The following is a 12,018-nucleotide window of genomic DNA, read 5'->3' as shown; positions in this document are numbered from 1 at the left end:
TCCTACCCCGTGAAACTGATGGCGGCGTTGAAGCCCCACAAGACGATGGACAAGACCATGTCGACGGCGATGATGGCCACGAAGCTCGCGCGCACCGCGCGGCCGGACGCGACACCGACGCCTTCCGGGCCGCCGGTGGCGAAAAACCCGTAGTAGCAATGGATCAGGATGACCACGGTGCCGAAGATCGCGACCTTGAGCACCGCGGCGATCACGTCGAATCCGGACACGAACTGAAAGAAGTAGTGGTCGTAGACGCCCGCGGACTGGCCGTGCACCAGCGTGATGAGGCCGCGGCAGGCGAGATAGGACAGGATCAGCGCGATCAGGAAGGTCGGCACGATCGCGATGGCGCCCGCGATCACCCGCGTCGTCACGACGAACGGTACCGAGCGAAGGCCGAGCGCCTCCAGCGCGTCGATCTCCTCGGAGATGCGCATCGAACCGATCTCGGCGGTCATCCGGCAGCCCGCCTGCGCGGCGAAGCCGATCGCTGCGGCGATCGGGGCCAGTTCGCGGGTCGTGGCGAAGGCCGAGATCAGCCCCGTGACCGGCCCCATACCGAGCATGTCCAGGGTGGCGAAGGATTCCACGCCGACCGACGCGCCCATCGCGGCGCCGAGCACGATCATCATCGGCACCGTCCCACCGCCGACGATCACCGAGCCGCGGCCCCAGGTCATATTGGTGATGGCGCGCATGGTCTCCGCGCGATAGTGCGTGACCGTCAGCGGGATGGAACTCAGTGCCTGCCAAACGAATCCGGCCGCGAAGCCGAGGGCCTCCAGCGGATGCAACGGCCGCGTGGCACGCAGTCGGCGGGTCAGCCTGCCGAGGCCGGCGGGGACGTAGGACGACGCGGTCATCAGGCCAGCCTCGTCGGGAGGAACATCGCGGTCACCTGCGTCAACAACAGATTCACACACACGATCGACACCACCGACAACACCACCGCCGCGTTCACCGCATCAGCCACACCCCGCGGACCACCCTTGGCCTCCAACCCCCGCTGACACGCGATGACCACCACCAAAAACCCGAAGATCAACGCCTTCACCAACGACACCCACACATCCGCCGTCGTCGTGAACGACCCGAACGTCGCCCAATACGACCCAGGCGTCACCCCCTGACCACCGATCGCCACCGCATACCCGGCCAACACCCCCACGAAAATGATCAACACGTTCAACAACGGCGCCACCATCAACATCGCCACCATCCGCGGAATCACCAACCGATGAATCGGCGAGATCCCCATCGTGTGCAACGCATCGATCTCCTCCCGAATCGTGCGCGCCCCCAAATCCGCCGCGATCGCCGCCGCCCCCGCCCCACCCAACAGGAACCCGGTCGCCATCGGCGCACCCTGCTTGATCACCCCGAGCCCACCGGTCGCACCCAACAACGAATCCGCACCCAACGTGTGGATCAGGTTGCCCACCTGAATCGACACGATCACCCCGAACGGAATCGCCATCAAGATCGCGGGCACCGTCGTCACCGTGATCAACCGCCACGCCTGCAACACCGCCTCACGCCACTGAAACTCCCGACGCGCGACATCACCGACCGCCCCGACCACCGACTCCTGCGCGATACCCACCGCACGACCGAAAGTCCGCAACGACGACACCACCGTGTCCGAGAAATTCTCGCGAACTGTGCGCAACATCGCCGGACCACCCCCGTCGGCCGCGGCCGCTCGCGAAATATCGCGGAAGGTCCCCACCAAGTTCGCCGCTTCCTTTCCGCCCTGCTCGGATTGTGACTCGAGCCATAGCCCGGCCGGTGTCCGAATCTAGGGGGCTGTCGCGGTGCTTGTCACTGCACATCGGCGAGAAGATCGACCATGCCGATTCGTTTCGAGAGACTAAGTGCCCCAGATTCGCAACGCATCGCTCCAGCTCACCGACGGGCGAGGGGAGCCGATTCGCGCCGCACCGCGCCGCGCTTCGGTGCGTGAGCCGATCTCCGCCGTCGGGGAACTTGCAGCAACATCGGGTCGCGGTCAAAATGCCGCAATGCCCGCAGTGCAGTCACCGCTCTCGATCGATGCCCCGATCATCACCCGGCTCCTTCCCCGCCTCACCGATCTGTTCACCGAGTTGCTCGATGCCGGGATCGCGGCGATCCCCGGCGCTGAGGCGTTACCCGCCGGGCATTTCAACGACGAGGTCGTTCCGGCGATCGTCGCTGGGGCCGGGGCCTTCCTCACGGCGCTCGAAGAGAAGCGGTCCTGCACTCCCGAGGAAGTCGCCGAGTGGGTCGCTCCGGTGGTGCAGCGGCATGCCGAGGACCGAATTCCGTTGCGCGCGTTGATCCAAGCGCTGTTCGGATCGGTGCGGCATCTGTGGGCCGAGGCGGGGACGCTCGCCGAACCGGACGACCTGCGGGACCTGCTCGCCTTCTCCGATCTGCTGCTGGAGCTGCTCGCCAACATGACCATCTCCATGGCCGAGACGCACGGCGATGTGGAGCAGTCGATCTACGGCAGCGAACGGGAGGCCCGCAGGCTGCTGTGCGCCGCCATGCTTCGCGGCGTCGAGACCGCCGAACTGGCCGCACGCGCCGACATCGCACTGGCGGATCGCTACGACGTGCTCGCCATCCAGGTCGTCCCGTTCAACCAGGCGGATCCGCGGGTCGACACGGTGGTGGCCCGCCGTCGGATTCGGGTGGTGCAGCAGACGCTCGACACGCTCGCCGCGACCACGGCGCTGAACACCTTCGACGGCACGACCGGTATCGCGCTGCTGCCGACGGCCGCCGACCCGTCGATCGACCCGCCGTACGAGGATCTGGGCGCGGTCCTCGCGGCTCGGCTGGGCAGTTCGGTCGTCGTCATCGACGCCGGATCGGTACCGCGCGGCGAACTGGTGTCGGCCGCGAGCGAAGCCACCGAGCTCGGCGAGCTCGCCAGAGCGCTCGGTCGCCCGACGGGCACCTACGTCCTGGACGACCTGATGCTGGAGTACCAGCTGACCCGTCCGGGACGGTCCCGAGAACGATTGGCGCAGCGCATCGTTCCGCTCGAACCGTACCCGCATCTGCTGGAGGCGCTGGACGCGCACATGCGGCACGGCGCCGATCGCAAGGCGGCGGCGGCCGAAGTGCACCTGCATCCCAACAGCTTCAGCTACCGCCTGCGTCGCGTCGCCGAACTCACCGGCTTCGACCCCTCCGACCCCACCGAATCCCGGCTGCTCGCGGCGGCATTGATGGTGTACCGCCTCTATCCGCCGACCGCCCCGGCGGCGGATCCGATCTGACCGCGATTCGTTCCGCGTGACTAACGCGGCAGGCCGTATTCTCGTATCGATGCAGTGACACCGACTCAGACGGTTGCCGATACTTGTGCCAGGATCACAACGCGGGTCGTCGGCGTTGCGCGGGCTCGAAGCGCTCGCGCGGTCGGGGGCCCCAGGACGAGAAGGGCTGCCACCATGAATTCGGTCGACGTGGACCGTTCCGCCTCACGCCGCCAAGCGAATCCGCTGCGGACGGACTTCGCGGGCGGCAGTTTCCGCTCCCGCGTTCTCGACGCGGCGATCCGGTACACCGTGCGGCCGTTCATCGCCCTCTGGTCGCGCTACCCGGATCTGCCGTGGCCGTACGGCGCGATCGACCATCTGGGACGGGTGCTGCGCACCGCGCCGGGGCTGAGCCGTCGACGTATCGCGTTGCCGCACTGCGGAGCCGAGCTCACCACGCCACGGACCGTCGACGAATCCCGGTTCGTGCTCTACCTGCACGGCGGGGCGTTCCTCGTCGGGAACCGGACACTGCACCACCAGATGGTCGGACGCTTCGCCGACATGCTCGCGGCGCGCATCCTCGCGGTCGGCTACCGCAAGATGCCCAAATACGGTATCGCCGAAGCGGTCTCGGACTGCGTCGACGGGTACCGGCACGCGCTCGAGATGGGCGTCGCGCCGGAGAACGTCACCCTGATGGGCGATTCCGCCGGCGGGTACCTCGTCTTCGCGACCGCGTTGGAGATCCGGCGGCAGGGGCTGCCGATGCCCGCCGCGATCGTCGCCATGTCGCCGCTCACCGACTGGGATCACTCCGCGAAGCTCGCCGCGCCCACCGGCGGCGTCTGCGCGGTCTTCCCGGTCCGCGCCGTGCCGATCTTCGGTGCGCTCGCCGAGCGGACGTGCGGGACAACGCCTTTGGTGTCGCCCGCGCACGCCGACCTGACCGGATTGCCGCCCACGCTGATTCAGGCCAGCTCCAGCGAATTCGTCTACCCCGACGCCGAACTCATGGCGGAACGCCTCGCCGCCCACGGCGTGCCCTGCGAACTCCAGATCTGGCCCGGGCAGGTGCACGTCTTCCAGGCGGCGGCCTCGATCGTGCCGGAAGCCGCCGAGGCGGTGCGCGAGATCGGCGGCTTCCTCGACCGCACGCTCTGGCAACCCGCCGAGCGCCGGACCGCTTGACCGCGAACAGCCCTGCTAGTCAACCTCTTTCGACACCAAGGAGCCTCGACCGGGATGACCGATCCGAAACGTGAGCTGCTCGCCGAACTGGCCGAGCCGCGCGAGATCATCGACCAGCTCACCGACGAGGAGGCGGCGACACTGTCGACCCTCCTGCACCGCGCCGAACAACAGCAGCGACACAGCCTCGACGCGGCCATCGACGCCTCGCTCGAGGTGCTGCCGCGGCTCGTGCGCATCCCGGCCCGCAAAATCCTGTTCGGAAAGTAGGTGAGACGATGACCGATCTGCTGACCCGCGGCCAGCTGGAGATGCTGGCGCAGACGCTGAACGCCGACCCCGCCGAGCTCGCGAGCCTCACCCGGCTGGGCGCGCAGAATCTGCGCGAACTGCGCGAGCGCATCTCCGACCGGCTCTTCGACGCGCACACGGCCACTTTCGCCAGGGTGAGCAAGCTCGCACCGCTGGTGCCCAACGCGCTCGCCGCCAAGGTGGTGCTGAAAGCCGTGCCCGCCGAGGTCGGCGGCCGGGCCGGGGGAGCCGTCGGGATCGATCACCCGGACCGGGCCGCCGGGCTGCTCGGCGAACTCACACCGGAGTACATGGCCGACGCCGCGCCCTACCTCGATCCGAGGGCCATCCCGGTGCTCGCCCCGCGAATGCCCGCCGAGGTGCTGGTCCCCGCCGCGAACGAGCTGCTGCGCCGCCGCGACTACGTCACCTCCGCGCGTTTCGTCGAGCACGCCACCGACGACTTGATCCGCGGCTTCGAACGCGGCATCGCCGACGACGAAGGGCTGTTGCGCACCGCGGCGCTGACGCCGTCGGCCGACCGGCTCAACGACGTCGTCCGGGTGCTGCCCGCCGCGCGCCGCAGCGCCATCGTCCGTGCGGCGACGGCGAGTTCGGACGAGACGTTGATCGCCGGTATCTCGGTGCTGTCCCGACTGGAGCCCGGCCTGCGCCGCGAACTGGGCAGTGAGTTCCTCGACGGACTCGACGAAGCCGGACTCGACCGGCTGCTCGGCGTCGCCGCCGACTGCGAAGCGGTGGTGGAACTGCTCACAGTGCTGGCCGCCGTCGACGAACGCCACTTGCGGCCCATCGCCGAGCGCGTGAGCCGAGGCGACGGCGCCCTCGCCGACACGCTGCTCGACCAGGCGACCACCCCGGCGGCCCGCCGCACGCTGCACGCCATCGGCGAGCTGCTCGAGCCGCCGGAGCGCGACCGCTTCGCCCGCCTGCGGGAAGGCGCCGAGTGAAAGGCACCGTCTCCTCCGGCGCGCCATTCCGTCGGTTCGGGTGACCTGTCCGGTGCCAGAGCACGATTCGATCCCGGCGCGGCCACGGCGTGCGCGCAGGTCCGCGCGGGGTCGGGGTCACCTGGCACACTTGGTTGGGTGATTTCGGCACCCCAGCGCAGCACACCGGCCTCGGCGCACGAATCCGGCCTCGCGCGCGGGGTCGGCGCCGGAATGCTGCGCTGGACACGAAGGATCCTGATCGCCGCGGTGCTGACGGCCATGGTGCTGATCGGCGGCACGGCTTTTCGAGTCTGGCAGGTCGCGCGGATCGACGACTACACCAAGGCCGACGCGATCGTCGTGCTCGGCGCCGCGCAGTACTCCGGCACGCCGTCCTCGGTGTTCGAGGCCCGTCTCGACCAGGCCTATCGGCTGTTCCGGGCCGGGGTCGCCCCGCGCGTCATCACCGTGGGTGGCAAGCAGGAGGGCGATCTCTACACCGAGGCCGCCTCCGGCAAGAACTATCTACAGCGGCGCGGCGTACCGGCCGACCGGATCCTGGCCGTCGAGACGGGTTCGGACACGCTGCGCAGCGTCGAGGCCGTCGCACTCGCCATGAAGGCGCGCGACATGTCCTCCGCCGTGCTGGTCAGCGACCCGTGGCACTCCCTGCGCACCCGCACCATGGCGCGCGACGCCGGGCTGCACGCCTGGACCGCGCCGACCCGCACCGGCCCCGCCGTCTACACCCGCGAATCCCAGGCGCACGGCATCGCGAGGGAGACCTTCGCGCTGCTGTGGTATCAGCTGACGCACTTCTCCGCCGACTTCTCCTACACCGCCGGGCAGTGACGCCGATGGACAGCTACACCGACCACGACCGGGAACGGATGGCCGCCGAGCGCACCAAGACCGCGGGCCTCGCCCCGCCGCGCAGCGAGTTCGAGAACGGTCATCGCACCGAGTTCGCCCGCGACCGGGCCCGCGTGCTGCATTCCGCGGCGCTGCGCAGGCTCGCCGACAAGACCCAGGTGATGGGCCCGCGCGACGGCGACACCCCGCGCACCAGGCTCACCCACTCGCTGGAGGTCGCCCAGATCGGCCGCAGCATCGCCGACGGACTGCGCTGCGACCCCGACCTCGTCGACCTGGCCGGGCTCGCCCACGACATCGGCCACCCGCCCTACGGCCACAACGGCGAGACGGCCCTCGACCAGTTCGCCGACCGGCACGGCGGTTTCGAGGGCAACGCCCAGAACCTGCGCATCCTCACCCGGCTCGAACCCAAGGTGCTCACCCCCGACGGCGCGAGCGCCGGGCTGAACCTCACCCGCGCCGCCCTCGACGCGGCGATCAAATACCCCTGGGGCAGAACGGGTTCCGGCACCAAGTTCGGCGCCTACGACGTCGACGTCGATCGGCTGGCCTGGATACGCAAGGGCGCGCCCGACCGCAGGCGCAGCCTCGAATGCCAGATCATGGACTGGTCCGACGACGTCGCCTACTCGGTGCACGACGTCGAGGACGGCATCATCGCGGGCCGCATCGACCTGCGCGCCCTCGCCGACCCGTCCGAACAGCGGGAACTGGCGCGCATGGGCCACGCCCAGCACCCCACGCTCACCGTCGACGACCTCGTCCAGGCCGCCCAGCGCCTCTCCGAACTACCGGTGGTCGCCGGGGTCTTCCGCTACGACGGCACGCTCACCGCCTCGGTCGCGCTGAAACGGCTGACCAGCGAACTCGTCGGCCGCTTCGCCACGGCCGCCATCATGGCCACCCGCACCGTCGCGGGCGCCAAGCCGCTGTCCCGCTACGCCGCCGACCTGGAGATCCCGCCCGTCGCCGCCGCCGAAGTCGCCATGCTCAAGACCGTCGCCCTGCGCTACGTCATGTCCGACCCCGACCACCGCCGCCGACAGGCCGCCCAGCGCGAACGCATCCTCGCCGTCGCCACCCGCCTACACGCCGAAGCCCCCCGCCACCTCGACCCCCAACTCCTCCCCTGGTGGGACGCCGCAACCACCCCCACCGCCCAGATCCGCGTCGTCGTCGACCAGATCGCCTCCTACACCGAAAGCCGCCTCGAACGCCTCGCCACCTACTTCGGCGTTTGACCTAATCATGGCGCCGATACATCGTCGGATCGTGCTGTTCCCGACGCCGCTGTCGACGAGCGAAGACCTGGAAGTTCTGAGCCAGGTCGATCGCATGCACGAGGAACTCCGGCATCGCCTGTCCGGAGCCTCGACGAAGTGGATCGGCAGCCTTCAGAGGTTTCTGATCGCCGACGCGGTGGCGGCATCGAACTGGATCGAAGGGTTCCGGGTTTCCACGGTCAATGTCGAGGACCTGATGGCCGGCGAGCGGGATGTCGACGTCTCCGACGAGAACCGCGCCGAGACGCTGGCCTATCAGCAGATGATGACCTACATCCAGACGCTGCACGACGTCGACGACTTCTCCTACAGCAAAGGCTTGCTGAACGGAATGCACTGGATGTTGCAGGGGCATCGGCATACGTCGCGTAAACCCGCGGGGCAGTGGCGTCGTGGACCGGTCTACGTCACCGACGCTCGCGACCCGAGCATCGCCGCCTACACGGCGCCCGACGCCGAGGACGTGCCCGCCCTGATCTCCGAACTCGTCGACTGGCTCAACTCCGATGAGGACGGCCATCCTCTGGTCCGCGCCGCCATGGCGCATTTGCACCTGGTCTCGATCCACCCTTGGGCCGACGGCAATGGGCGCATGTCGCGCTCGTTGCAGACACTCATGATCGCCCGCGACGGCGTGCTCGCTCCCGAGTTCTCCTCGATCGAGGCGTGGCTCGGACGTCCCGGCAACACCTGGGAGTACTACCGCGAACTCGCGGCGCGCGGCAGTGAGTACCAGCCGGATCAGGACGTGGGGGAGTGGATCCGGTTCAACCTCGCCGCCTATCACCAGCAGGCGCAGACGGTGCACCTACGGTTCGAGCGGTCTGGACGAGTGTGGACGGAGCTCGCCGAGTTCACCCGCGGCCTGCGGATGGACGAAAGGGTGGTCAGCGCCCTGCACGATGTCGCGCTGTCCGGACGCGTGCGACGTTCCCGCTACGAGCAGGCCGAAGGCTTGAACACGCAGCAGGCGCAGCGAGATCTGCGCGATCTGACGACCGCGGGAGTGCTGGAACCGGTCGGTCGAACGCGTGCACGCTATTACGTAGCCGGGGCGCGCTTCCCCGAACCAGTGCTCGATATCGCCCGGACGCCGATGACCCTGACCGACCCGTACCGTGCGCTGGCCTGACAGTCGATGCCGGTGCCTCGAACCCGCCCGGACTGGCTAGACTCGTCGCGTGGCCGGACGACTCCCTGATCGCGATATCGCGGCAATACGCGAACGCGTCCGGATCGAAGACGTGGTGGGGGAGTACGTCGCGCTGAAGCGGGCGGGTGCGGACTCCATGAAGGGGCTGTGTCCGTTCCACGACGAGAAGTCGCCGTCGTTCCACGTGCGGCCCAACCACGGCCTGTTCCACTGCTTCGGCTGCGGCGAGGGCGGGGACGTCTACAAGTTCCTGCAGAAGATCGAGCACATCGGCTTCGTCGAGGCCGTCGAGCAGATGGCCGACCGGATCGGCTACCAGATCAACTACGAGGGCGGCGGCACCTCGGTGCAGCGCGACCGCGGCACCCGCGCCCGCCTTGTCGCCGCCAATGCCGCCGCGCACGAGTTCTACATGGCGAGGCTGCGCGAGCCGGAGGCCGAGGCGGCGCGCAAGTTCCTCACCGACCGCAACTTCGACGGCAACGCGGCCCTCCAGTTCGGCTGCGGCTACGCACCCGACGGCTGGGACACGCTCACCAAGTACCTGCTCCGCAAAGGCTTCGATTTCAAGGAGCTGGAGGCGGCGGGTCTGTCCAAGCAGGGCAAGCGCGGTCCCATCGACCGCTTCCACCGCCGCCTGCTGTGGCCGATCCGCAACCTCGGCGGCGAGGTCATCGGCTTCGGCGCCCGCAAGCTCTTCGACGACGACACCATGCCCGGCAAGTACGTGAACACGCCGGAAACGTTGCTGTACAAGAAGTCCCAGGTGCTGTTCGGCCTCGATCACGCCAAGCGCGAGATCGCCAAGGGCCGCCAGGCCGTCGTCGTCGAGGGCTACACCGACGTGATGGCCATGCACCTTGCGGGCGTGAAGACCGCCGTCGCCTCCTGCGGCACCGCCTTCGGCGACGAGCACATGGCGATCCTGCGCCGCCTGCTGATGGACGACAACTTCTGGCGCGGCGAGATCATCTACACCTTCGACGGCGACGCGGCGGGCCAAGCAGCGGCGCTGAAGGCCTTCGCGGGCGACCAGAAGCTCGCGGGCCAGACCTACATCGCCATCGCCCCCGACGGTCAGGATCCCTGCGAGCTACGTCAGCGCTCCGGCGACGGCGCGGTCCGCGACCTGATCGCGCGGCGAACCCCCCTGTACGAGTTCGTGATTCGCGGACTGCTCGCCGAACACAACCTGGACCAAGTCGAGGGGCAGGTGGAGGCGTTGCGCCGCGCGGTCCCCGTCGTCGCGCAGATCAAGGACAACGCCACCCGCAAGGCCTATGCCACCCGCCTCGCAGGCTGGGTCGGCTGGGACGACATCCAGACGGTCGTGCGCCGCGTCGGCGAGGAAGCCAAACGCAACCGCCTCGGCGGTCCGCGCCGCGCCGAGACGCCCGCGCCGAGCACCAAGGTCACCGAGCAACCCGCCGCCCGCCCCAACCCGAACGACCCGGTGCTGCTTCCGCAACGCCAAGTCCTCTGCGCCGCTTTGCAATACCCGGCGATCGCGGGCACGGTATTCGACGCGCTGGAGACCGAGGCGTTCACCCATCCCGCCTACGTCGCCGTGCGCACCATGATCGCCGAAGCGGGTGGCGCGTCCGCGGGACTGAGCGGCGCGGAGTGGGTCAACGCCGTCGCCGACGGCACCGACGACCTCACCCTGCGCGCCATGGTCTCCGAACTCGCCAACGCGCCGCTGCCGGTGAAATCCGTCGATGACATCCCGCGCTTCATCACCGGAGTGCTCGCCCGCGCCCAGGAGGCGTGGGTCGGCCGTCAGATCGCGACGCTCAAGTCCAAGCTGCAGCGGCTCTCCGCGACCGAGCAGCCCGACGCGTATATGGCGCTGTTCGGGGATCTGGTGGCGCTGGAGCAGTATCGGAAGAGTCTGGAGGCCCAGGCGATGGGTAACTCCGACGATTTCGCGCCTGCTTGAGGGGTGCTGGCTGGTCGGCGGTGTCGGCTACCAGTTGGCGCATGCGGCGCTGCTCGGGTTGTCGGTTCGGATCCATTGTGGCGCAGCAGTTCCAGGTCGTGCGGCGGCGTAGCTCAGCCCTGTTCTCGGCGAGCGCTGTCTGTACCGCTCAGTGGCGCGACCAAGGTTGTTCGGCGCGCGACTGAGTGGCGCGACTGCTCGGGCGCGGGATCGCGCAGTGGCGCAACCTGGTCGATGCCCACAGCTGACCGCGTTCCGAAGCGCTGAGCCGGGTAGGTTTCGCGCTCGGAGAAGTCAGCGGCGCAGCTGATCGTGCGGAACCAGCACGGTGGTGCGCTCGTCCAGCGGCACCATCGGCTCCAGCTGCGGCCGCGTGCTCAACTTGTCCGACAGCTTCTGCCGCCCCACCTGGACAAGCTTGCGGGTCACCGGGCTCGAGGTGACGGCGCGGGTCGCCGCGCTGATCTGCTCGTAGCGAGCCCGCCCGGCCTTACTGCCGAGCACGTAACCGGCCGCGACGCCGATGATCAACCGCAGCATTCCTCTGAGCTCCTCCCAATCGCCTGTGCGCGGCTACCATCCTGCCCGACGCGCGGTCCACCTGTCGATCCGGATCCGAGTTACCCCTGAGACAACTGAGACAACACCGGCCCCACGGGCACCCCGCATCACCCCAGGTAGAAGCGCGATTTGGGAACCCGCCCAGCTATACGCTAAAGTTTCTCCTCGGCCCGCCCAGTACGGGAGAGCCACCCAGGATAGTCCCCTATAGCTCAATTGGCAGAGCAGCCGACTGTTAATCGGCAGGTTTCTGGTTCGAGTCCAGATGGGGGAGCAGAAGCAGCAGGTCAAGCCCGTTAGGTGGGCTTGACCTGTTTCTCTTATCGGTATGCAACCAGGAATACACCAAAGTTTCCGGGCCAGACTTCCAATCAGCTGAACGGCCTAGCGGTCGTCCGTCCCAGGTTCGTGCCCTCGGCGGGGCGTGTCGAAGATGGGCATGGGGACCACCAGCTGTTTTCTCGTGGCCAGTTAGTTGTCGAAGCCGATTCCCAGCTATAAGGCATCTCCACGCACG

11 protein-coding genes and 1 tRNA gene are annotated in these 12,018 nt (G+C 68.5%); 9 read left to right on the top strand and 3 right to left on the bottom strand.

Annotated features, from left to right (window positions below):
• Nucleotides 1-2: 2 nt before the first annotated feature.
• Both NAM01S_RS19155 and NAM01S_RS19150 read right to left on the bottom strand, forming a co-directional pair.
• A complete protein-coding gene (locus NAM01S_RS19155) occupies nt 3-866 on the bottom strand; it encodes an ABC transporter permease (RefSeq protein WP_067787183.1) in 864 nt (287 codons plus the stop codon).
• A complete protein-coding gene (locus tag NAM01S_RS19150; protein ID WP_067787181.1) occupies nt 866-1,675 on the bottom strand; it encodes an ABC transporter permease in 810 nt (269 codons plus the stop codon). Before NAM01S_RS19150 ends, NAM01S_RS19155 begins: the two co-directional genes overlap by 1 nt.
• Before the next feature lie 349 nt (nt 1,676-2,024).
• Here NAM01S_RS19150 and NAM01S_RS19145 point away from each other — a divergent pair, with 349 nt between their 5' ends.
• The 8 genes from NAM01S_RS19145 to dnaG all read left to right on the top strand — a co-directional run bounded on the left by NAM01S_RS19145 (nt 2,025) and on the right by dnaG (nt 10,940).
• Nucleotides 2,025-3,272, top strand: coding sequence for a PucR family transcriptional regulator (locus tag NAM01S_RS19145; RefSeq protein ID WP_067787179.1), 1,248 nt, complete (start codon nt 2,025-2,027; stop codon nt 3,270-3,272).
• Nucleotides 3,273-3,446: 174 nt separating this feature from the next.
• Entirely contained in the window at nt 3,447-4,445 is a 999-nt protein-coding gene (locus tag NAM01S_RS19140) for an alpha/beta hydrolase (RefSeq protein ID WP_067787178.1), read from the top strand.
• A gap of 54 nt (nt 4,446-4,499) precedes the next feature.
• Nucleotides 4,500-4,715 carry a hypothetical protein gene (locus NAM01S_RS19135; protein ID WP_067787176.1) on the top strand — a complete coding sequence of 72 codons (216 nt, stop codon included), beginning with the start codon at nt 4,500-4,502 and terminating at the stop codon, nt 4,713-4,715.
• Between the two features lie 8 nt (nt 4,716-4,723).
• Complete coding sequence (locus tag NAM01S_RS19130) at nt 4,724-5,707, top strand: hypothetical protein (RefSeq protein ID WP_067787174.1); 984 nt, start codon at nt 4,724-4,726, stop codon at nt 5,705-5,707.
• 213 nt (nt 5,708-5,920) lie between these two features.
• A complete protein-coding gene (locus tag NAM01S_RS19125) occupies nt 5,921-6,541 on the top strand; it encodes a YdcF family protein (RefSeq protein WP_084483092.1) in 621 nt (206 codons plus the stop codon).
• Nucleotides 6,542-6,546: 5 nt separating this feature from the next.
• Nucleotides 6,547-7,806, top strand: a complete 1,260-nt coding sequence (locus tag NAM01S_RS19120; protein WP_067787172.1) for a deoxyguanosinetriphosphate triphosphohydrolase — start codon at nt 6,547-6,549, stop codon at nt 7,804-7,806.
• 31 nt (nt 7,807-7,837) lie between these two features.
• The gene (locus NAM01S_RS19115) at nt 7,838-8,980 is read left to right on the top strand and encodes a Fic family protein (RefSeq protein ID WP_067787311.1); all 1,143 of its coding nucleotides are present in this window, start codon (nt 7,838-7,840) and stop codon (nt 8,978-8,980) included.
• Between the two features lie 49 nt (nt 8,981-9,029).
• Nucleotides 9,030-10,940, top strand: a complete 1,911-nt coding sequence (gene dnaG / locus NAM01S_RS19110) for a DNA primase (RefSeq protein WP_067787170.1) — start codon at nt 9,030-9,032, stop codon at nt 10,938-10,940.
• A 294-nt stretch (nt 10,941-11,234) separates the two neighbouring features.
• On the opposite strand, the gene NAM01S_RS19105 is transcribed toward dnaG, so the two are convergent.
• Nucleotides 11,235-11,480, bottom strand: coding sequence for a hypothetical protein (locus NAM01S_RS19105; protein WP_067787169.1), 246 nt, complete (start codon nt 11,478-11,480; stop codon nt 11,235-11,237).
• A gap of 222 nt (nt 11,481-11,702) precedes the next feature.
• On the opposite strand from NAM01S_RS19105, the gene NAM01S_RS19100 reads away from it, so the two are divergent.
• Nucleotides 11,703-11,775, top strand: a tRNA-Asn gene (locus NAM01S_RS19100).
• Nucleotides 11,776-12,018 lie beyond the last annotated feature (243 nt).

This window comes from Nocardia amikacinitolerans NBRC 108937 (assembly GCF_001612615.1).
Classification (GTDB): Bacteria; Actinomycetota; Actinomycetes; order Mycobacteriales; family Mycobacteriaceae; genus Nocardia; species Nocardia amikacinitolerans.
The sequence above is the reverse complement of the archived record's forward strand: the minus strand, read 5'-3'. Positions and strand labels throughout refer to the sequence as shown.